Consider the following 20,142-nt stretch of genomic DNA (forward strand, 5'->3'; position numbering starts at 1 on the left):
CGCGCCGGCGCGGGTGAGCCCGGCGACCGCTCCCGGCGCGGCGACGACGGGCAGCTCCGCGTCGTGGCCGAGAGCCGCCCGCAGCAGGTCGTGGCGCCAGGTCCCGGTCCGGGAGTCGAAGTAGCCGGTGCCGGAGGCATCGCCGCGATCGGTGAAGACCGGCGTGCCCGGCGCCGCGAGGTGCGCGGAGACGTAGTCGTGCGGGAGCAGCACCCGGGCCACCCGGGACGCGTGCGCCGGCTCGTGGTCGCGCAGCCACCGCAGCTTGGTGCTGGTGAAGGACGCGACCAGCACGCTCCCGAGCGCGTCCGCGCAGGCCTGGCCGCCCCCGAGCTCGGCGACGAGGTCCCGCGCTGCCCGCGCCGAGCGGGTGTCGTTCCACAGCAGCGCGTCCCGCACCGGCCGACCGGTGTCGTCGAGCGCGACCATGCCGTGCTGCTGCCCCGAGACCGAGACCGCGGCGGCGCGCTCGACCAGGCCGTCGGTGGCCGCGTCGACGGCCCGCAGCCAGGCGTCGGGGTCCACCTCGGTACCGGGCGGGTGCGGCGCCGAGCGCTGCGCCACCACCGTCCCGTCGTCGGCATCGACGAGGACGGCTTTCGTTGACTGCGTGGAGGAGTCCACGCCGAGGACGAGTGGCACCCCTCATATTTAGTACGAGACTTGAACTAAGTCAATGGGAGTGCAGCATCTTCACACCGCGGACGGCTGTCTTCGCGCCCGACGGCGGTCCCACCAGCCCTTGAACCGGCGCCACCCGCGCCGGATCAGCTTGATCGCGAACCACAGGACCACCAGCCCGATCAGCAGGAACGTGCCCGCGATGCCGGCCGCGATGTAGGGATGCTCGATCGCGAACCAGACCAGTGCGAGGACGACGACATCCTCGGTCGCGCTCACCGTCACGTTGCTGAACGGCTCGGGCGAGCTGTTGATCGCGAGCCGGGTGCCGGCCTTGACCGAGTGGGAGCCGAGCGCGCTGCTCGCGCCGACGATGCCTCCGACCGCATCGTTCAGCTGCTGCGAGTCGCCGGCGAGCAGGACCCCGATGAACCCGCCGACCAGCGGGCGGATCACCGTGGAGATCACGTCCCACGCCGAGTCGACGTACGGGACCTTGTCGGCGACGAACTCGAAGGCGTACATCAGTGCGGCGACGCCGAGCACCTCCCACCGCCCCAGCTCGTCGGGGACCTGGTCGAACCCGCCGATCCGGTCGGCGATGCCCAGCACGAGGACGACCAGATAGGCGTTGACGCCGCTGGCCCACCCGCTGGAGAAGGTGAGGGCGAGGGACTCCACGTCGGAAGGCTAGCCCGGCCGGGGCTCCCCGTCTCCCGCCCGACTACACCGGCGACCGGGGGGTACCTCCTCCTCACCGACGGGTCGACGACCTGTCGCCGAAGAGGGAGGACGCAAGATGTTTGCCTTAGTTCTGTGGATCCTGGCGGTGATCCTGGTGATCTCCGGCATCGTCAGCCTGTTCCGCGGCGAGATGATGTGGGGCATCGTGCTCATCATCGTCGGGCTGCTGGTCGGTCCCGGGGGCGTCAGCATCTTCACCTGACCGGCGGGGGGCTCACCGAGCCCGCACGCCGCGGTAGATCCCGCGCCTGACGATCAACGGCTGCAGGACCCTTCGCACCGACCACGCCGGGAACCGGAACGGGTGACCGGTGGGTGCGAAGACCTGCAGCCCGTCTGGTTGCGGACCCAGCACCGAGCCCCAGCGCGAGCGCGGGGGCCGGAAGGTCCCGAGCTCCTTGCCCGCCAGGTGTGCACGGACGTTGCGCGCCAGCAGGTGGTCCGCGCGGTTGCGCGCCGAGGAGCGCAACGGGTCGGTGGCGGCGACGTCGCCGATCGCGAACACCTCCGGGTGCCCGGGCGTCTGCAGCGTGGGGAGCACCCGGACGAAGCCGTGCTCGTCGAGCAGCTCGTCCGGCAGCCAGTCGGTGTTGGGCCGGACCCTGCCCACCGCCCAGAGGACGGCGTCGGCCGGCGTCGGCTCCTGCCCGGTGGTCCACGACACGGGACCCTCGGTGATCCGGTCACCTGCGAAGCCGTCCGGTAGCGCGGCGCGATGGCCGGGGCGCAGGGTCACGCCGGCGTCAGTGAGCCGGCGGCGGACGTGCGCCCAGACGCGCGGGTGGTGCTGCGGCAGCGCGCGCTCGCCGGGGAAGCACAGGGAGACCCGCTTGTCCGGCCAGCGGGTGGCCAGGTTCATCGCGCTGCTCGTCGCAGCGGCGCCACCACCGACGACGACGACCGAGTCGGCCTGCGCCAGCCGCGCGTGCGCCGCGTGGAGGTCGTCGGCGACCTCGTCGGCCGTCTGCAGCTGGGGCCGGCGCCAGAACCCGTTGGTCACCCCGGTCGAGATCACCAGTACGTCGTACCCCTCGACCTGCGGGGTGCCGTCGGCCAGCGTGACCAGGACCCGGCCGGCATCCAGGTCGAGGCCGGTCAGGGTGCCGTGCACGGTCCGGACGCGGTCGAGCCGCCGGTAGCGGTCGAAGGAGGTCCAGTACTCGCGGGTCCACTCGTCCGGCCGCGCCAGCCGCATCCCGAGCTCCTGCCCGCTGACCAGGCCGGGCTTCGCCGAGACGCCGACCACGTCGATGTGGCGAGCCAGGTGGATCGCCGTGAGCAGCCCGCTGTCGCCGAGGCCCGCGACGAGCACCCGGGGCCGGCCGGGACGGGTCACGGGGCCGCCCGGCGACGCGGCGGGCGTGGCAGGAGCATCGGGACCCGGTCGATGACGTCCTGGTACGACGGACGGCGCTCCAGGCTGCGGGCCTCCATCATCGGGATGCTGGCGCCCAGGAACATCGCGGTCATCGCCACCGTGCCGGCCATCAGCCACCACCAGTCGCCCGGCGCGGCGGCGATGCCGAACAGCCCGAGGGCGAACCAGAAGCTGATCTCACCGAAGTAGTTGGGGTGCCGCGACCAGCCCCAGAGCCCGCGGTCCATCGCCTCACCCGGGCTGCGGTCCCGGATGAACCGGCGCATCTGGCCGTCGGCCACCAGCTCGAGGGTGACCGCGCCGACCCCGATGACGAGGGCGACACCGTCGAGCCAGCCGACGTCACGGCCCGGGCGCGCCACCGCGGCATAGATCGGCAGCACGCCCAGGAACACCTGGAACGTCGGGATGAGGTGGATCGCGAAGAAGTCGACCGGCAGCTCCAGTCGGCCGGCGCGCTCGCGCAGCATCGGGTAGCGCCAGTCCTCGTGGTGCAGGCCGGGGAAGGTGATCACCCAGTTGGCCGTGAGCCGGACCGCCCACAGGAACACCACGCCGAGCACCAGGAGGGTGCGCACGTCGTCGCCGGCCGCGCTGCTCGCGACGACCCAGTACACCGCGAGGTACGGCGGCAGGACGCTCCAGTAGGCGTCGTAGAAGCTGGAGTTGTGGTGCCAGCGACTCGCCCCGAACACCACGACCGTCGCCAGCACGTCGGCGATGAGCGCATCGAGCCACAGCCGGTCGGTGTCGGGGCCCCAGACCAGCCACGCGGTCGCCGTACCGAAGGCGAGCAGGTAGGCGAGCGTTACCCGGGTCAACGACTCTGTCTTGCTCACTCCACGACAATAGAGGAACGTGTTCTAGTTTCCCCGCGGATCCGGCCTGCGCAGGGCGCGATCGACCACGAACGGCGCATAGCGGATCGCCAGCGCGGCCAGCTTGCTGTCCCTGCCGGGCACGACGAGGAAGCCGCGGCGGCGGCGCAGCGCGCGCACCAGCTCGTCGGCGACCTCCTCGGGGGTGAGGGTGCCGACGCTCTCCTCGGCCGCCAGCACCTCCGGCGGCTTGTGGCGGTTCTCCTCCTCGAAGCCGGGCGTCAACGTGTTCGGGGGACACAGGACGCGGACCCGGATCGCCGCCGGGGCGAGCTCACGGCGCAGCGCCTCGGAGAAGCCGATCACGCCGAACTTGCTGGCGCTGTAGACCGTGTAGCCGAAGACGCCGGCCAGGCCCGCCATCGACGAGGTGGTGACGAGGGTGCCGCCCCCGGCCGCCTCGAGGTGCGGCACGACCGCGCGCGCGACGTGGATCGTGCCGAGCAGGTTGGTCGTCAGCATCCCGGCGACGTCGGCGGCCGGCAGGTCCTTCAGGTAGCCCGGGCGGGCGTAGCCGGCGGTGGTGACGACGAGGTCGGGCGGCCCGACCTCGGCGACCAGGTCACCGACGACGGCGGTGAGGGCGGGCTCGTCGGTGACGTCCGCCGGTCTCGCGAGCAGCTGCTGGCCGCCGGCCCGGCGGTCACCCTCGATCGCCTCGAGGGCGGAGGCGAGCTTGGCCTCGGACCGCGAGAGTACGACGACGTCGGCCCCGGCGTCCGCGAAGCGGCGGGCGATCGCGAGCCCGATGCCCTCGGAGCCGCCGAAGACGAAGACCCGCTTCGCTGGAGCTCTCATCGGCGTCCACCTCCCGCAGCCCACGCGACCAGGTCGCGCGCCGGACCCTCCGGCGGGTGGGCGCCGCCGCGCCACACCGCATGGAGGCGGCGGGTGAGGTCGAGCCCGGCGACGTTGATGCGCACCAGCCGGCCGGTCGCGAGGTCGTCGCGGATCGCGTGCGCGCCCAGCGCCGCGGGGCCTGCTCCGGCAGCGACGGCGGACCGCACCGCCGCCGTGCTCGACAGCTCGAGGGCGGGCGGGGCGGCAGGCAGTCCCTCGAGCGCGCGGTCCAGCACGGTGCGGGTGCCTGACCCCGGCTCGCGCACGACCAACGGTGTGGCCGCGAGCTTGGCCGCGGTGACCCGGCGCCCGGAGCGCAGCGCCCACGGGTGGGTCGGCCCGACGACCACGACCAGGGTGTCGGTGCCGACCAGCCGGTGCTGCAGGTCCTGGGGGGCGTCGGGCCCCTCGACGAAGCCGAGGTCGACCTCGCCGGCGGGCACCATCGCCGCGACCCGCTCGCTGTTGGTCGCGGTCATCGTCACCTCGGTCGGCACCCGTCCGAGCTGGGCCTGGTGGGCGCGCAGCGCGACCAGCCAGGCGGGGAGGAGGTGCTCGGCGATGGTCAGGCTGGCGGCGATGCTCAGCCGGCCGCGGCGGTCGGTCCGCAGGGCCGCGATCCCGGCATCGAGCTGCTCCGCCGCCTCCAGCACGCCGGCCGACCACTGCACGACCAGCTCGCCGGTCGGGGTCAGCGCGGATCCGCGGCGGGAGCGGTCGAGCAGCGGCGAGCCGACCAGCGACTCCATCGTCCGCACCCGCGACGACGCGGCCTGCTGGGTGATCCCGAGCTCGGCGGCCGCAGCGCTCAGGCTGCCGGTGCGGGAGACGACCACCAGCAGCTCGAGAGCGCGCAGCTCAGGCACGTGGGATCCCAGCACGGGGACTACGTTACCCAAAACAACCTTGTGACCCCACAACCACAACCTCGTTCTGTGGCCGCAGATCCGTGTCCAGACTGAAGGACATGACTTCCACCCCCTCCCAGCTGCGCGTCGCGATCGTGGGCGGCGGCCCCGCCGGCATCTACGCCGCCGACATCCTCACCAAGGCCGAGCTCGGACCGGACCGCACCGTCTCGGTCGACATCATCGAGCGACTCCCCGCCCCGTTCGGCCTGGTCCGCTACGGCGTCGCGCCGGACCACCCGCGGATCAAGGAGATCGTCAAGGCGCTGCAGCGGGTGCTCGCCAAGCCGGAGGTGCGGTTCCTCGGCAACGTCGAGTACGGCGTCGACGTGAAGCTCGAGGACCTCCGCGACTTCTACGACGCGGTGGTCATCGCCACCGGCGCGATGGCGGACCGGGACCTCGGCATCCCCGGCGAGGAGCGGTCGTACGGCGCCGCCGACTTCGTCTCCTGGTACGACGCCCACCCCGACGTCGACCGGACCTGGCCGCTCGACGCCCCCTCGGTCGCCGTCCTCGGGGTCGGCAACGTGGCGATCGACGTGGCCCGCGTCCTCGCGAAGACCGCCGACGAGATGCTGACCACCGACATCCCCCCGCACGTCTACGAGGGCCTCAAGGCCAAGACCACCACCGACGTGCACGTCTTCGCGCGCCGCGGTCCGGCGTACGCGAAGTTCTCGCCCATGGAGCTGCGCGAGCTCAACCACTCCCCCAACGTCGAGGTGATCGTCCACCCGGAGGGCTTCGACGTCGACGACCACGGCATGGAGCACATCGGCAAGCACAAGGCGCAGAAGATGGTGCTCGACACCCTCGCCAACTGGGTCGGTCGCGAGCCGGCCGGCAAGCCGCACCGCATCCACCTGCACTTCGCCGAGGCGCCGGTCGAGATCCTCGGCGACGACGCCGGGGTGACCACGCTGCGCACCGAACGCACCCGGCCGTTGGGCGACGGGAGCGTCGAGGGCACCGGGCAGCACACCTTCTGGGACGTCCAGGCGGTCTACCGCGCCGTCGGCTACCGCAGCACGCCGCTGCCCGGCCTCCCGTTCGACGACCGCGCCGCCGTGGTCCCGAACGACGGCGGCCGGGTGCTCGACCTCGACGGCGACCCGATCCCCGGCACCTACGTCACCGGCTGGATCAAGCGCGGGCCGGTCGGGCTGATCGGCCACACCAAGAGCGACGCCGCCGAGACCATCGGCCACCTGCTCGCCGACGTGGCGGCCACCGGCCCGACCGCCGTCCTGCGGGAGCCGGCCGACGTCGACGCCTACCTCGCCGAGCGGCACGTCGACGTCGCGACGTTCGACCACTGGGAGCGGCTCGACCAGCACGAGATCGCGCTCGGGGCAGCCGAGGGCCGCGAACGGGTCAAGGTGGCCGACCGGGCGGAGATGCTGCGGGCGGGCCGCTCGATCTGACCTGCTCGATCTGACCTGGGGGGCACCGAGCGACTAAAGTCGTGCGGTGCCAGACGGGACGCCCTACCTGAGCCGGATCGACCCGGACGAGCTCGCCACCACCTTGAAGGTGCTGGGCGAGCTCCACCACCTCGATCCCGCGCATCCCGACGTACGCACGGTCAAGCACGCCACCGGGCACATGTGGAAGCTCATCAAGAAGACCCGGCGGGCGGCGATCCGCGCCGAGCGGGCCGCCCACGACCAGTCGGTGATCGAGAGGACCGCGACCGGCTCCGCGCTGCGGATCGACGACGAGACCGCGGGCCTCCCGCTCGTCTCCAACGCCGCCGGCGCCTTCGCCGGCGAGCTGATCACGGCGCGCGCCTGCTACATCTGCAAGGCCGACTACACGTTGGTCGACGCGTTCTACCACGGCCTGTGCCCCGACTGCGCGGCGTTCTCCCACACCAAGCGGAACCAGCGCACCGACCTCACCGGCAAGCGCGCACTGCTCACCGGCGGCCGCGCCAAGATCGGGATGTACATCGCCCTCCGGCTGCTGCGCGACGGCGCGCACACCACGATCACCACCCGCTTCCCGAAGGACGCGGTCCGGCGGTTCGCCGCGATGGACGACTCCGCCGACTGGCTGCACCGCCTGAAGATCGTCGGCATCGACCTGCGCGACCCCAACCAGGTGGTCGCGCTCACCGACGACGTCGCGGCCGACGGCCCGCTGGACATCCTCATCAACAACGCCTGCCAGACCGTACGACGCTCGCCCGGCGCCTACTCCCAGCTGGTCGAGATGGAGTCGGCCCCGCTGCCCGACGTACCCCTGCTGCCCGAGATGGTCACCTTCGACCGGATCTCCGAGGCGCACCCGGCCGCGATCGCCGGGGCGCTCCGCGCCCACGCGGTCGCGCACCACGAGGGCGAGTCGACCGAGCACGCGATCGCCGCCCACAACGCGGCGTCGCTCACCGCGCTCGCGCTCAAGGCCGGCAACGCGTCGCTCGACGCCCACCTCGCCGGCACGGCGGTCGACGCCGGCGGGCTGCTGCCGGACCTGCAGACCAACAACTCCTGGACGCAGGTCGTCGACGAGGTCGACCCGCTGGAGCTGCTCGAGGTCCAGTTCTGCAACTCGATCGCGCCGTTCCTGCTGATCTCGCGGCTCCGGCCCGCCATGCGGGCCGCCGTCGCGGCAGGTGCGTCGCGGGCCTACGTCGTCAACGTGAGCGCGATGGAGGGGCAGTTCGGCGGGCGTCGCTACAAGGGCGCCGGCCACCCCCACACCAACATGGCCAAGGCCGCGCTCAACATGCTCACCCGCACGTCGGCCACCGAGATGTTCGAGACCGACAAGATCCTGATGACCGCGGTCGACACCGGCTGGATCACCGACGAGCGCCCGCACCAGGAGAAGCTGCGGATCGCCGCCGAGGGCTGGCACGCACCGCTCGACCTGGTCGACGGCGCCGCTCGGGTCTACGACCCGATCGTGCGGGGCGAGGCCGGCGAGGACCTCTACGGCTGCTTCGTGAAGGACTACAAGCCCGCGCCCTGGTGAGTGCGGGTCCTCGCGCCCGACCGGCGCAGCAGCCGGGCCGCGGCGAGGACGGCACCGGGGAGCACGGCGAGGCCGAGGATGACCAGGGCGTCGGACCCCGAGATCGTGCGGGTGCCGAGGAGGTCGCGGAGCGGACCCCAGGCCACGGCGAGCACCTGCAGCGCGGCGGAGACCGCCACGGCCGCCTCCAGGCCGCGGCCCCGCCACCCGACGCCGCGGCGAGGCGCGCGGATGGCGAGCGCCACGCCGAGCTGGGCCAGCCCGAGGGTGAGGAAGACCCAGGTCTGCAGGTGCGCGTCGCCGGGCGCCAGGAACCCTGCGGCGAGGGACACGGCGCAGATCAGCAGGCCGGCCGTCAGGATCTGGCCGAGCAGCCCGTTGCCCAGCACGGACTGCTCCGGGGGCGGGGACGGCCGCTTCATCGCGGCGGGGTCCATCGGCTCACCGCCGAAGGCGACGCCGGGTACGCCGTGGGTCAGCATGTTGATCCACAGGATCTGTCCCGGGGCCAGCGGAACCGGCATGCCCAGGAAGGGGCCGAGCAGGATGACCACCACCTCGGCGAAGCCACCGGCGAGGCCGTAGCGCAGGAACATCCGGATGTTGGCGTAGATGCGGCGGCCCTCGCCGACGGCGCCGACCACCGTCCGGAGGTTGTCGTCGGCGAGCACCAGGTCGGCGGCCTGGCGGGCCACCTCGGTGCCGCGGTCGCCCATCGCGATGCCGATGTCGGCACGCCGGAGAGCCGGGGCGTCGTTGACGCCGTCGCCGGTCATGGCGACGACGTCGCCGCGATCCTGCCAGGCCGTGACGATGTCGACCTTCTGCTCGGGCCGGGTCCGCGCGTAGACGCTGATCTCCTCGACCCGGGCCACGTGCTCGCCGCGGGCGACCATCGCGCCGTCGGCGACGACGGTTCCCTCGGCCAGGATGCCCACGTCGGTGGCGATGGCGCGGGCGGTCGCGGGGTGGTCGCCGGTGATCAGCACGGTGCGGATGCCGGCGGCGCGGCAGGCAGCGACCACCCCACCGGCGTCCGCGCGCGCGGGGTCCGCGGTCGCGACCAGGCCGCGCAGCTGCAGGCCCTCGTCGAGCCGGTCGTCGTCGGGCCTCGCAGGCCGCAGCGAGTCGGCGATCGCCAGCACGCGGAACCCGCGGGTCGCGAGCTCGTGAGCCGCCTCGCGGGCGCGGCCGAGCTCACCGGCACCGGTCTCCCCGCTGTCCTCGAGCATGCCCAGGACCGCCTCGGGTGCGCCCTTGCAGACGGTGAGCCAGCTGCCCGTCCGGTCGTGCAGGGTCGTCATCCGCTGCAGGTCGGCGTCGAACGGGACCTCGAGGACCCGCTCCCAGACCTGGGCGAGGTCGAGCAGGCCGTCGTCGTACTTCGCCGCGGCGACCAGCAGCGCGGCCTCCAGCGGGTCGCCGACGATCTCCCAGGTCTCGTCCTCCCGTGAGGTCAGCCGGGCGTCATTGCACAGCACGAGGTCGCGCAGGAGCTCGGGGACGCCCGGGTCGTCGCCCGGGTCGTCGCCCGGGTCGCCCAGGGCGACCAGCTCGCCGGCGACCCCGTAGCCGTGGCCGGTCACCCGCCAGGAACCACGCGGCGTCCACAGTTCCTGGACGACCATCCGCCCCTCGGTCAGCGTGCCGGTCTTGTCGGAGGCGAGCACCGTCACCGACCCCAGCGTCTCGACGGCCGGCAGCCACCGCACCAGGGCGGACCGGCGGGCCATCCGGAAGGCACCCAGCGCCAGTGCCACGGAGACGACCGCCGGCAGCGACTCGGGGATGGCCGCGACAGCCAGGCTGACGGCCAGCACCAGCATCTCGGCGGCGTCCTCGCCGCGGATCATCCCGAGCACGAAGACCAGGCCGGCGAGCGCCAGGGTCAACGCCACCAGCTGCCGTGACAGCCCCGACAGCCGACGCTGGAGCGGAGTGGGCCGGGTGACCCCGCTCATCACCGCGGTGGCGATCCGGCCGAGACCGCTGTCGGCGCCCGTCCGCTGGACCTCCGCGAACCCGCGTCCGGTCGTGACCACGGTGCCCGAGAGCACCTCGTCGGCCTGACCGCGGGCGACCGGCACCGACTCCCCGGTCATCGCGGCCTCGTCGAGCTGCAGGGCGAACGCCTCGACCAGCGTGCCGTCGGCCGGTACGACGTCGCCGGCCTCGAGTCGCACCAGGTCGCCCGGGACGACCTCCTCGCTCGCGATCCGCTGCATCCGCCCGTCGCGCACCACGATGGCGTGCGGTGCCGAGAGCCGGTCGAGGGCCGCGATGGCGTTGGCCGCCCGGATCTCCTGCACGACGCCGATCGTGGTGTTCAGGACGATCACGGCGGCGATGATGAAGGCGTCGGTGACGTCGCCGAGCCCGACGACCACCACGAGCGCGCCCATCAGCAGCAGGATCATCGGGTCTCGGAGCTGGGTCATGATCCGCGAGCTCAACCGCCGCGGCCGAGGCCGCGGAGCGCGGTTGGGTCCGCTCTCCTCCAACCGGCGCGCCGCCTCCTCGGCGGTCAGGCCGTTCCTCCCGAGTGCCTGATCGGTCCTCATTACTGAGTGGCCGCCCCCACCCCGATGAAGATCGCGCAGAGGACCAGCAGGATCCCGACCAGCGGCAGGACGAACCTCAGGTACTGGTCGTAGCGGACCTTGGCGAGGGCCAGGCCTCCCATGACCACCGCCGAGGTCGGCGTGATCAGGTTGACGATCCCGGAGGCCGACTGGAACGCGGTGACCACCATCGCCCGCTGCACGCCGGCGAAGTCGGCGAGGGGCGCCAGGATCGGCATCGCCAGGGCGCCGTGGCCCGACGTGGACGGCACGAGGAACGCCAGCGGGATGTTGATCAGGAAGACCAGCACGCCGAAGACGCCCGAGTTGGTGTCGCCGACCACGTTCTCCATCGAGTGCAGGACCGTGCCCGTGATCTCGGAGTTGTTCATGATCACGGTGACGCCCCGCGCCAGCACGATGATCAGCCCGACGCCGATGAAGTCGCCGGCTCCCTTGACCACCGCGTCGGTGAGCCCCTTCTCCCCCAGGCCGCCGACCAGGCCGACCACGATCGCCATCAGGATGAACAGCGCGGCGAGCTCGGGGAAGTACCAGTCGAGCTGCCAGCCGTAGCTGGCGGCGTCGGGACCGTCGACGACCTGCGCCCACGGGACGATCGCGTAGATCATGAACGCGAAGGTCAGCCCGACGATGGTGAGCACGCTCTTCTCACGGACGGTCAGCCGCGGTACGTCGCGCAGGCCCTGCGCGCGCAGCAGGTCGTCGCCCTCGACGTCGGCGACGAGGGACCTGGACGGGTCCGCCTTCACCCGGCGGGCGTAACGCAGCACCCACCAGACGCCGATCGGGACCAGGACGACGTACATGATCAGTCGGAAGCCGATGCCGTCGCCGATCGAGATGTCGGCCGCGCCGGAGGCGACGCCGGTGGCGAACGGGTTGACGGTCGAGGCGAGGACGCCGACGCCGGCGCCCACGAGGATCGTCGCCGCGGCGACCATCCGGTCGTAGCCGAGCGCGAGCATCAACGGGATCACCAACGCGTAGAAGCCCAGCGTCTCCTCGGCCATCCCCTCGGTCGTGCCGCCGACGGAGAACAGCACCATGAGCACGGCGATCAGGATCGTGCCGCGGGTGCTCATCCGTTGGGCGACCCGGGCGACGCCGTTGTCGATCGCACCGGTCTTCATGGCCATCGTGATGAAGACGCCGATGGCCAGCACGAAGAGGAAGACGCCCGCTGCGCCGTACAGCTCACCGACCTCGTAGGGACCGATGTAGCCGTCGGCGTTCATGACGCCGTACAGGCCGTTGACCGGCGCCATGAAGAGCTCCATCAGGCGGTCGCCGAACGTCAGGGTGCTGTCGGTGCCCTCGTAGCTGCCCGGGATCGGACGGCCCGTCTCGCCGTCGACCTGGTAGCTACCCGTCGGGACGACGAAGGCCAGCAGCCACACGGCCACCGTCACCCCGAACAACACGGTGAACGCGCTCGGGAAGCGGAACTTCTTCGGCGCCTCGGCGGTGTCGGCGCTGCTGTTGGTGTCGTGGACTCCGGCCGGCTTCGGCAATCGGGTCCGTCTCGTGCTCGCCATCGTTCTCCCTCTCGTGATGCGGTCGCCCCCGCCCCTACCGAATCACGTCGCGCAGGTCCGCCAGAGGTGGCGATCGGCCCGTCCGAGGGGGACCTTCGGCCCTCTCACCGGTCGCGTCGCCGACGGAGGATCAGAGCACCGAGAAGAGAGGGAGCACATGTTGTTGCACGTGGACTCCGAGGTCGGCCGGCTGCGGCAGGCGATCCTGCACCGCCCCGACCTGGAGCTGAAGAGGCTGACACCCACCAACCACGACGAGTACCTGTTCGACGACGTCTTGTGGGTGAAGCACGCGAAGCAGGAGCACGACGCGTTCGCCGACGCCCTGCGCGACCGGGGCGTGAAGGTGCACCTGCTGGACCAGCTGCTCACCGAGACGCTCACCATCCCCGAGGCGCGCAAGCATGTCATCGACGCGACCTTCGACGAGCGCGTCTACGGACCGATGGCGGTCGACACGCTGCACAGCGTGTTCACCGCGATGGACGCCCCGGACCTGACGACGTACCTCATCGGCGGCATGACCAAGCGCGAGCTGCTCGACGGCGTCGACGAGCCTGCCTCCGTGGTCGTCCAGGCGATGGCGCCCGACGACTTCCTGCTGCCGCCGCTGCCCAACCACCTCTTCACCCGGGACACCTCCGCGTGGGTGTTCGACGGCGTCTCGATCAACGCGATGCGCAAGCGGGCACGGATCCGCGAGACGGTCCACTACGAGGCGATCTACCGCTGGCACCCGGCGTTCGCGACGGCCGACTTCAACGTCTGGGCCGACGGCACGTCGAGCGGCGCTGCGACCACGGAGGGCGGAGACATCCTGGTGCTCGGCCGCGGGGCGGTCCTGGTCGGCATGAGCGAACGCACCACCCCCCAGGGCGTCGAGCGTCTCGCGCGCCGCCTGTTCGACGCCGGCAGCGCGACCCGGATCGTGGCGCTGGCGATGCCTCAGAAGCGCGCCTTCATGCACCTCGACACGGTGATGACGATGGTCGACGACCACACCTTCACCAAGTACGTCGGACTCGGGATGCTGCCGTCGTACACGATCGAGCCGGGCGACACCTCGAAGGAGCTCAAGGTGACGCCGCACCCGCCGGAGGCGATGCACGACGCGATCGCCGCCGCCCTCGGCATCGACTCGATCAAGGTGCTGACGGCGACCCAGGACGTGCACGCCGCCGAGCGCGAGCAGTGGGACGACGGCTGCAACGTGCTCGCCGTCGAGCCCGGTGTCGTGGTCGCCTACGAGCGCAACGTCACCACCAACACCTATCTTCGCAAGCACGGCATCGAGGTCGTCACCATCCAGGGCAACGAGCTCGGCCGCGGCCGGGGCGGGCCGCGCTGCATGACCTGCCCCATCGAGCGAGAAGGGATCTGAGTCATGGCGTTCAACCTCCGCAACCGCAGCTTCGTGAAGGAGGTCGACTTCACCCCCAAGGAGTGGAAGTTCCTCCTCGACATGGCGGCCGAGCTCAAGGTGTCGAAGTACGCCGGGTCCGAGCGGCCCCGGCTGACGGGCAAGAACATCGCCCTGATCTTCGAGAAGACGTCGACCCGCACCCGGTGCGCCTTCGAGGTGGCCGCGTTCGACCAGGGCGCCCGGGTCACCTACCTCGACCCGAGCGGGTCCCAGATCGGCCACAAGGAGTCGATGGCCGACACCGCGCGGGTGCTCGGCCGGATGTACGACGGGATCGAGTACCGCGGGTCGGCGCAGACGAACGTCGAGACCCTCGCGGAGTACGCCGGCGTGCCGGTCTGGAACGGGCTGACCGACGAGTGGCACCCGACCCAGACGCTGTGCGACATGCTCACCATGCGGGAGCACAGCGGCAAGCACGACGAGGACATCTCCTTCGCCTACCTCGGCGACGCCCGCAACAACGTGGGCAACTCGCTGCTCGTCACCGGCGCGATGATGGGCATGGACGTGCGGATCGTCGCCCCCAAGGAGCTGTGGAACAGCCCCGAGGTGATCGGGCAGGCACAGGGGATCGCCGAGCAGACCGGCGCTCGCATCCTGCACACCGACAACGTCGCCGAGGGCGTCGCCGGCGTCGACTTCCTCTACACCGACGTGTGGGTCTCGATGGGTGAGCCCAAGGAGGTCTGGGACGAGCGGATCGCGCTGCTCAAGCCCTTCCAGGTCAACGCCGACGTCGTGAAGGCGACCGGCAACGCGCAGGTGAAGTTCATGCACTGCCTGCCGGCGTTCCACGACCGGCACACGAGGGTCGGCGAGGAGCTCTACCAACGCACGGGGCTCGACGCGCTCGAGGTCACCGACGACGTCTTCGAGTCGGACCGCTCGATCGTCTTCGACCAGGCCGAGAACCGGATGCACACGATCAAGGCCGTGCTCGTCGCCACCCTGGGGGGCTGAGGTGCGCATCGTCGCCGCGCTGGGCGGCAACGCACTGCTCAAGCGCGGCCAGAAGCCCGATGCCGACGTACAGGCGGAGAACGTGCGCCTGGCGGTCGAGGCGCTGACGCCCGTGGCGCGCGACCACGAGCTCGTCGTCACCCACGGCAACGGGCCGCAGGTCGGCGTGCTCGCCCTGCAGAGTGCGTCGGACCCCAACCTCACCACGCCGTACCCCTTTGACGTGCTGGGTGCCCAGACCCAGGGGATGATCGGCTACTGGCTGCTGCAGGCGATGCAGAACCACCTGCCCAACCGCCAGGTCGCCGCGATCATCAACCAGACGCTGGTCGAGGCCGGCGACCCGGCGTTCCTGGAGCCCAGCAAGTTCGTCGGCGAGATGTACACCCGCGAGGAGGCGGAGCGGCTCGCGGCCGAGCGCGACTGGGTGGTCCGACCCGACGGCACGGGCTGGCGTCGCGTCGTCGGCTCGCCACGGCCCCAGCGCGTCGTCGAGACCCGGCTGATCAGGCTGCTGCTCGAGAGCGGAGCGCTCGTCGTGTGCGCCGGCGGTGGCGGCGTGCCCGTCATCCGCGACGACACCGGTCACCTGCGCGGCGTGGAGGCGGTGGTCGACAAGGACCTCACCAGCGCCGTCCTGGCGGAGGCGCTCGACGCCGACGTGCTCCTGGTGCTCACCGACGTGCCCAGCGTGATGCGGGACTTCGGCACGCCCGACCAGGAGCCCGTGCGCCGCGCCACCCCCAGCCTGCTCCGCGCGCTCGACTTCCCCGCCGGGTCGATGGGCCCCAAGGTGGACGCGGTCTGCCGGTTCGTGGAGCTCACCGGCGGCATGGCCGCCATCGGCACCCTGGAGGACGCCGCCGCCATCCTGCGCGGCGAGGCCGGCACGATCGTCACCCCCAACGGCGAGTACGACGGCGCCGTCGTACCCCGGATGCCGCGACTGCGCGGCTAGGCGACGACCAGCGTCACGTCGACGTTGCCGCGGGTGGCGTTGGAGTAGGGGCAGACCTCGTGGGCCTGCTCGACCAGCTTCTCGGCCTCGGCGCGCTCGAGCGCGGGGAGCGCGATCTCGAGCTGGACCGCGAGGCCGAACCCGCCCACGCCGTTCATCCCGATCGAGACGTCCGCCACGACCTCGGAGTCGGTGACGTCCAGCTTCGCCTTGCCGGCGACCAGCTGGAGCGCGGAGTGGAAGCACGCCGCGTAGCCCGCCGCGAACAGCTGCTCCGGGTTGGTCGCGCCGCCGGCGCCACCGAGCTCGCGCGGGACGCGGACGTCGGTGTCGATGAAGCCGTCGGTCGACTGCACGTGCCCGTTGCGTCCCTCGCCGGTGGCGGCTGCGCTTGCGGTGTAGAGAATATCCATGTGCGTCACTATATTGTGTACAATCTATTTGTGCAAGGTACCGTTGCCCCCATGGCCGCGTCGTACCCGCAGCTCGCCCTCAGCACCCAGCTCTGCCTGCCGCTCTACGCGGCGGCGCGCGGGATCACCCGCCGCTATGCCGAGCTGCTCTCCGAGGTCGGGCTGACCTATCCGCAGTACGTCACCATGCTCGCGCTGTGGGACGCCGGCGCCCCGCTGACCGTGGGCGAGATCGGCGCCCGGCTCCACCTCGACTCCGGCACCCTGACCCCCGTCCTCAAGCGGCTCGAGAGCGCCGGCCACGTCGAGCGCCACCGCGACGACGCCGACGAGCGGCGGGTGCTGGTGGAGGTGACGCCGGCCGGGGAGCGGCTGCGCGACCAGGTCGCCGACGTGCCGGAGCGCGCGTGGCGCGGCACCGGCCTCGGGATGAAGGACGCCCGGGAGCTGCGCCGGCTCCTCGACGAGCTCCTCGCCGGACTGGACGCCAGCTCGACGTCCTGAGCCTGGCCGTGGGCCGAGGCGAGAACTAGAACACGTTATCGTTCGATCGTGACTCGTGATCGCTTCGCCGGCAAGGTCGTCCTCGTCACCGGCGCGTCCTCTGGCCTCGGCGCGGCCTGCGCCCAGCTGTTCGCCGCCGAAGGAGCGCACGTGTACGCCGTGGCGCGCGACTCCGCACGCCTGGCCGCCGTGGCCGACGGCGCCGCCGGTGTCGCCGGTGTCGCCGGTGTCGCCGGTGTCGTTGCCACGCACCTCGCAGACGTCGCCGACCCGGCAGCCTGCGAAGGCGCGGTCGCCGCGTGCGTCGAGCGATTCGGCCGGCTGGACGTCCTGGTCAACAACGCCGGCCGGCACGACTTCCGCGCCACCCCGACGGTGACCCACGAGGGCTGGAACCACGACCTCGCGGTCAACCTGAGCAGCGTCTTCTTCCTCAGCCAGGCGGCCCTCCCCCACCTGCTCGAGTCCAGCGGCAACATCGTCAACGTCGCCTCCGTGGCCGGCGTCATCGGCGAGGCCTACTCCGCGGCCTACACCGCCGCGAAGCACGGCGTCGTCGGGCTCACCAAGGCCCTCGCCGTCGAGTACACCCGCTCCCCCGTGCGCATCAACTGCGTGTGCCCCGGCGGGATGGACACTCCCCAGGCCTCGACCATCGAGTTCCCCGACGATGCCGACTTCGAGCTGATCATGCGGGTCGCCGCTCCCCGCGGCCTGATGGCCGCGAGCGACGTCGCGCAGACCGTCGCGTTCCTCGCCTCCGACGACGCCGCCGCGATCCACGGCAGCATCCACGTGGTCGACGCCGGGATGACCGCGGGCTAGAGCGGGATTCCTACTCCCACTCGATGGTGCCCGGGGGCTTGCTGGTGATGTCGACCGTCACCCGGTTGATCTCGCGGACCTCGTTGGTGATCCGGGTCGAGATCCGCTCGAGCACGTCGTACGGGACGCGCGCCCAGTCGGCGGTCATCGCGTCCTCGGAGGTGACCGGGCGGAGCACGACGGGGTGGCCGTAGGTGCGGCCGTCGCCCTGGACGCCGACCGAGCGCACGTCGGCGAGGAGTACGACGGGGAACTGCCAGATGTCGCGGTCGAGGCCGGCCACGGTCAGCTCGGCCCGGGCGATCGCGTCGGCCTCACGCAGGATGTCGAGCCGCTCGCGGGTGACCTCGCCGATGATCCGGATGCCGAGGCCGGGGCCGGGGAACGGGTGGCGCCACACCAGCTCGGGCGGCAGGCCGAGCTGCTCGCCGACCAGCCGGACCTCGTCCTTGAACAGGGTGCGCAGCGGCTCGACGAGCTCGAACTCGAGGTCCTCGGGCAGGCCGCCGACGTTGTGGTGGGACTTGATGTTCGAGGTTCCCGCTCCCCCGCCGGACTCCACCACGTCGGGGTAGAGCGTGCCCTGGACGAGGAACTTGACGGTGGCTCCCTCGGGGGCGCTCTTGATCACGTCGATCTCGGCGGCCTCGAAGGTGCGGATGAACTCACGGCCGATGATCTTGCGCTTCGTCTCCGGGTCGGTGACGCCAGCAAGGGCCTCGAGGAACTGCTTCTCCGCGTCGACGACGACCAGCCTGGTGCCGGTGACGGCCACGAAGTCGCGCTCGATCTGCTCGGTCTCGCCCTTCCGCATCAGCCCGTGGTCGACGTACACGCAGGTCAGCCGGTCGCCGATCGCCTTCTGCACGATCGCCGCGGCCACCGCCGAGTCGACACCGCCGGACAGCCCGCAGATCGCCCGACCGTCGGGGCCGATCTGCTCGCGGATCCGCTCGATCTGCTCGTCGGCGATGTTGCCGATGGTCCAGGTCTGGCGGCAGCCGGCGATGTCCCACAGGAAGTGCTCGAGCACCTTCTGCCCGTGCTCGGTGTGCAGCACCTCCGGGTGCCACTGGACGCCGGCGAAGCCGCGGTCGACGTTCTCGAACGCCGCGACCGGGGTGCCGGCAGTCGAGGCGAGCACCTCGAAGCCGTCGGGCGCCGCGGTCACCGAGTCGCCGTGGGACATCCAGACGTTGTGCTCGGTCGGCACGCCGCCGAGCAGGGTGCCGGCATGGCCGACGTGGACCCGGGTGCGGCCGTACTCACGCGCGCCGGTCTCGGCGACGGTGCCACCGAGCCCCTGTGCCATCAGCTGGAACCCGTAGCACATGCCGAAGACCGCCGTACCGGTCTCGAAGATGGCCGGGTCCAGGCTCGGCGCGCCCTCCTCGTAGACCGACGACGGGCCGCCGGACAGGATGATCGCCTTCGGCCCCATCGCCTGCATCTCGGCCACCGGCATCGTGTGCGGAACGATCTCGGAGTAGACCCGCGCCTCCCGCACCCGCCGGGCGATCAGCTGGGCGTACTGGGCCCCGAAGTCGACCACCAGGACCAGGTCGTGCTCGGTATTTGCGGGCGCCGTCATGGCCGGATCCTATCGAGGAGCGGGGGTCGGTCCCGCATCGCGTCGTACCTGAACTTTCGGTCCCGAAATCGCGGGATTCGGGGCCGGAAGTTCAGGTACGCGGGACCTCAGGAGCGGTACTCGGGGTTCTCCCAGTCGAAGCGGGTGCCGGCGTTCCACTCGGAGCGCTGGTTGCCGTAGCCCGGGACGCCGCCGGCGTCCTTGAGCATCTTGGCCAAGTGCATCAGGTTCCAGGTCATGAAGGTGGTGTTGCGGTTGGTGAAGTCGTTCTCCGGGCCGCCGCTGCCCGGGTCGAGGTACGACGGACCCGGGCCGGCCTCGCCGATCCAGCCGGCGTCCGCGTTGGGCGGGATCGTGTAGCCGATGTGCTGCAGGGAGTAGAGGACGTTCTGCGCGCAGTGCTTGATGCCGTCCTCGTTGCCCGTGATCAGGCAGCCGGCGACCCGGCCGTAGAAGAGGTACTGCCCCTTGTCGTTGAGCTCGCTGCTCAGCGAGTAGAGGCGCTCGATGACCTGCTTGGTGATCGAGGAGTTGTCGCCGAGCCAGATCGGGCCGGCGATCACCAGGATGTCGCTGTCGAGGATCTGCGGGTAGATGTCCGGCCACGCGTCGACCTCCCACCCGTGCTCGCGCATGTCCGGGTAGACGCCGGTCGCGATCGGGTGGTCGACCGCGCGCACCTCCTCGACGGTGACCCCGTGCTTCATCATGATCGCCGAGCTCGCGTCGATCAGCCCCTGCGTGTGGCTGATCTCCGGGCTCTTCTTCAACGTGCAGTTGATGTAGATCGCCTTGAGGTCGCTGAAGTCCCAGTCGGTCATCCGGGCAGCGTAGACCCGCGGACGCCCGGTGGGGAGGGGCCGAAAAATGCACCAGGGCCCGACCGGGGAGGGAGGGTGGTCGGGCCCTGATCGTCCATGCGCTGCTGGACAGTGCCTGGACCGAGCCCGGGTTTCGGGAGGGAGCGTGAATACCCGGGCTCGATCCATCAACG

The 20,142-nt window shown here is 71.5% G+C and carries 19 protein-coding genes; 8 read left to right on the forward strand and 11 right to left on the reverse strand.

Annotation, left to right across the window (positions count from 1 at the left end):
* On the reverse strand, positions 1 to 642 hold a 642-nt coding region (locus H0488_RS08905; protein WP_312856254.1), incomplete at its 3' end, for an FGGY family carbohydrate kinase.
* A gap of 51 nt (positions 643 to 693) precedes the next feature.
* Positions 694 to 1,302: a DUF4126 domain-containing protein gene (locus H0488_RS08910; RefSeq protein WP_183098924.1), complete on the reverse strand. Its 609-nt coding sequence runs from the start codon at positions 1,300 to 1,302 to the stop codon at positions 694 to 696.
* A gap of 118 nt (positions 1,303 to 1,420) precedes the next feature.
* Here H0488_RS08910 and H0488_RS08915 point away from each other — a divergent pair, with 118 nt between their 5' ends.
* Positions 1,421 to 1,567, forward strand: coding sequence for a GPGG-motif small membrane protein (locus tag H0488_RS08915; RefSeq protein WP_183098925.1), 147 nt, complete (start codon positions 1,421 to 1,423; stop codon positions 1,565 to 1,567).
* 12 nt (positions 1,568 to 1,579) lie between these two features.
* On the opposite strand, the gene H0488_RS08920 is transcribed toward H0488_RS08915, so the two are convergent.
* From H0488_RS08920 to H0488_RS08935, 4 genes are read right to left on the reverse strand one after another with little or no spacing between them, the layout of a single operon-like run.
* Entirely contained in the window at positions 1,580 to 2,701 is a 1,122-nt protein-coding gene (locus tag H0488_RS08920; protein ID WP_312856255.1) for an FAD-dependent oxidoreductase, read from the reverse strand.
* The gene (locus tag H0488_RS08925) at positions 2,698 to 3,582 is read right to left on the reverse strand and encodes a DUF1295 domain-containing protein (protein ID WP_312856256.1); all 885 of its coding nucleotides are present in this window, start codon (positions 3,580 to 3,582) and stop codon (positions 2,698 to 2,700) included. The genes H0488_RS08920 and H0488_RS08925 overlap by 4 nt, the downstream gene beginning before the upstream one ends.
* 24 nt (positions 3,583 to 3,606) lie before the next feature.
* A complete protein-coding gene (locus H0488_RS08930; RefSeq protein ID WP_183098926.1) occupies positions 3,607 to 4,419 on the reverse strand; it encodes an SDR family oxidoreductase in 813 nt (270 codons plus the stop codon).
* On the reverse strand, positions 4,416 to 5,342 hold the full coding sequence (locus H0488_RS08935; RefSeq protein ID WP_183098927.1) for a LysR family transcriptional regulator: 927 nt from the start codon (positions 5,340 to 5,342) through the stop codon (positions 4,416 to 4,418). The genes H0488_RS08930 and H0488_RS08935 overlap by 4 nt, the downstream gene beginning before the upstream one ends.
* An 86-nt stretch (positions 5,343 to 5,428) precedes the next feature.
* Here H0488_RS08935 and H0488_RS08940 point away from each other — a divergent pair, with 86 nt between their 5' ends.
* Both H0488_RS08940 and H0488_RS08945 read left to right on the forward strand, forming a co-directional pair.
* Positions 5,429 to 6,796, forward strand: coding sequence for an FAD-dependent oxidoreductase (locus H0488_RS08940; RefSeq protein WP_183098928.1), 1,368 nt, complete (start codon positions 5,429 to 5,431; stop codon positions 6,794 to 6,796).
* 46 nt (positions 6,797 to 6,842) lie between these two features.
* A complete protein-coding gene (locus tag H0488_RS08945) occupies positions 6,843 to 8,351 on the forward strand; it encodes an SDR family NAD(P)-dependent oxidoreductase (RefSeq protein WP_312856257.1) in 1,509 nt (502 codons plus the stop codon).
* Here H0488_RS08945 and H0488_RS08950 read toward each other — a convergent pair.
* Both H0488_RS08950 and H0488_RS08955 read right to left on the reverse strand, forming a co-directional pair.
* Entirely contained in the window at positions 8,330 to 10,912 is a 2,583-nt protein-coding gene (locus tag H0488_RS08950; RefSeq protein ID WP_183098929.1) for a cation-translocating P-type ATPase, read from the reverse strand. The two genes, H0488_RS08945 and H0488_RS08950, sit on opposite strands and share 22 nt — an antisense overlap.
* The gene (locus H0488_RS08955) at positions 10,912 to 12,471 is read right to left on the reverse strand and encodes a YfcC family protein (protein WP_183098930.1); all 1,560 of its coding nucleotides are present in this window, start codon (positions 12,469 to 12,471) and stop codon (positions 10,912 to 10,914) included. Before H0488_RS08955 ends, H0488_RS08950 begins: the two co-directional genes overlap by 1 nt.
* Positions 12,472 to 12,628: 157 nt before the next feature.
* Here H0488_RS08955 and H0488_RS08960 point away from each other — a divergent pair, with 157 nt between their 5' ends.
* Genes H0488_RS08960 through arcC form a run of 3 tightly spaced genes read left to right on the forward strand, consistent with a single transcriptional unit; the run spans position 12,629 to position 15,815 of the window.
* Entirely contained in the window at positions 12,629 to 13,852 is a 1,224-nt protein-coding gene (locus tag H0488_RS08960) for an arginine deiminase (RefSeq protein WP_183098931.1), read from the forward strand.
* Between the two features lie 3 nt (positions 13,853 to 13,855).
* Positions 13,856 to 14,857 (forward strand): ornithine carbamoyltransferase, encoded by a 1,002-nt coding sequence (argF, locus tag H0488_RS08965; RefSeq protein WP_183098932.1) that lies wholly within the window; start codon positions 13,856 to 13,858, stop codon positions 14,855 to 14,857.
* Position 14,858: 1 nt separating this feature from the next.
* A complete protein-coding gene (arcC, locus tag H0488_RS08970; RefSeq protein ID WP_183098933.1) occupies positions 14,859 to 15,815 on the forward strand; it encodes a carbamate kinase in 957 nt (318 codons plus the stop codon).
* Here arcC and H0488_RS08975 read toward each other — a convergent pair.
* The gene (locus H0488_RS08975; protein WP_312856258.1) at positions 15,812 to 16,237 is read right to left on the reverse strand and encodes an organic hydroperoxide resistance protein; all 426 of its coding nucleotides are present in this window, start codon (positions 16,235 to 16,237) and stop codon (positions 15,812 to 15,814) included. The genes arcC and H0488_RS08975 overlap by 4 nt on opposite strands.
* A gap of 42 nt (positions 16,238 to 16,279) precedes the next feature.
* Here H0488_RS08975 and H0488_RS08980 point away from each other — a divergent pair, with 42 nt between their 5' ends.
* On the forward strand, positions 16,280 to 16,732 hold the full coding sequence (locus tag H0488_RS08980) for a MarR family winged helix-turn-helix transcriptional regulator (protein ID WP_183098935.1): 453 nt from the start codon (positions 16,280 to 16,282) through the stop codon (positions 16,730 to 16,732).
* Between the two features lie 48 nt (positions 16,733 to 16,780).
* On the forward strand, positions 16,781 to 17,557 hold the full coding sequence (locus tag H0488_RS08985; protein WP_220794357.1) for an SDR family NAD(P)-dependent oxidoreductase: 777 nt from the start codon (positions 16,781 to 16,783) through the stop codon (positions 17,555 to 17,557).
* Positions 17,558 to 17,567: 10 nt separating this feature from the next.
* On the opposite strand, the gene guaA is transcribed toward H0488_RS08985, so the two are convergent.
* Together guaA and H0488_RS08995 are read right to left on the reverse strand one after the other, a co-directional pair.
* Positions 17,568 to 19,148, reverse strand: coding sequence for a glutamine-hydrolyzing GMP synthase (guaA, locus tag H0488_RS08990; RefSeq protein ID WP_183098936.1), 1,581 nt, complete (start codon positions 19,146 to 19,148; stop codon positions 17,568 to 17,570).
* A 107-nt stretch (positions 19,149 to 19,255) separates the two neighbouring features.
* The gene (locus H0488_RS08995; protein ID WP_183098937.1) at positions 19,256 to 19,969 is read right to left on the reverse strand and encodes a flavodoxin family protein; all 714 of its coding nucleotides are present in this window, start codon (positions 19,967 to 19,969) and stop codon (positions 19,256 to 19,258) included.
* Between the last annotated feature and the right edge of the window lie 173 nt (positions 19,970 to 20,142).

This window comes from Nocardioides pelophilus (genome assembly GCF_014180685.1).
GTDB classification, from domain to species: Bacteria; Actinomycetota; Actinomycetes; order Propionibacteriales; family Nocardioidaceae; genus Nocardioides; species Nocardioides pelophilus.

What these genes read in the sequence shown, in the direction of transcription:
- H0488_RS08915 (WP_183098925.1), top strand. Translation starts at nt 1,421, where the DNA reads ATGTTTGCCTTAGTTCTGTGGATCCTGGCGGTGATCCTGGTGATCTCC.
- H0488_RS08930 (WP_183098926.1), bottom strand. Translation starts at nt 4,419, where the DNA reads ATGAGAGCTCCAGCGAAGCGGGTCTTCGTCTTCGGCGGCTCCGAGGGC.
- H0488_RS08940 (WP_183098928.1), top strand. Translation starts at nt 5,429, where the DNA reads ATGACTTCCACCCCCTCCCAGCTGCGCGTCGCGATCGTGGGCGGCGGC.
- H0488_RS08950 (WP_183098929.1), bottom strand. Translation starts at nt 10,912, where the DNA reads ATGAGGACCGATCAGGCACTCGGGAGGAACGGCCTGACCGCCGAGGAG.
- H0488_RS08955 (WP_183098930.1), bottom strand. Translation starts at nt 12,471, where the DNA reads ATGGCGAGCACGAGACGGACCCGATTGCCGAAGCCGGCCGGAGTCCAC.
- H0488_RS08960 (WP_183098931.1), top strand. Translation starts at nt 12,629, where the DNA reads ATGTTGTTGCACGTGGACTCCGAGGTCGGCCGGCTGCGGCAGGCGATC.
- argF (WP_183098932.1), top strand. Translation starts at nt 13,856, where the DNA reads ATGGCGTTCAACCTCCGCAACCGCAGCTTCGTGAAGGAGGTCGACTTC.
- H0488_RS08980 (WP_183098935.1), top strand. Translation starts at nt 16,280, where the DNA reads ATGGCCGCGTCGTACCCGCAGCTCGCCCTCAGCACCCAGCTCTGCCTG.
- guaA (WP_183098936.1), bottom strand. Translation starts at nt 19,148, where the DNA reads ATGACGGCGCCCGCAAATACCGAGCACGACCTGGTCCTGGTGGTCGAC.
- H0488_RS08995 (WP_183098937.1), bottom strand. Translation starts at nt 19,969, where the DNA reads ATGACCGACTGGGACTTCAGCGACCTCAAGGCGATCTACATCAACTGC.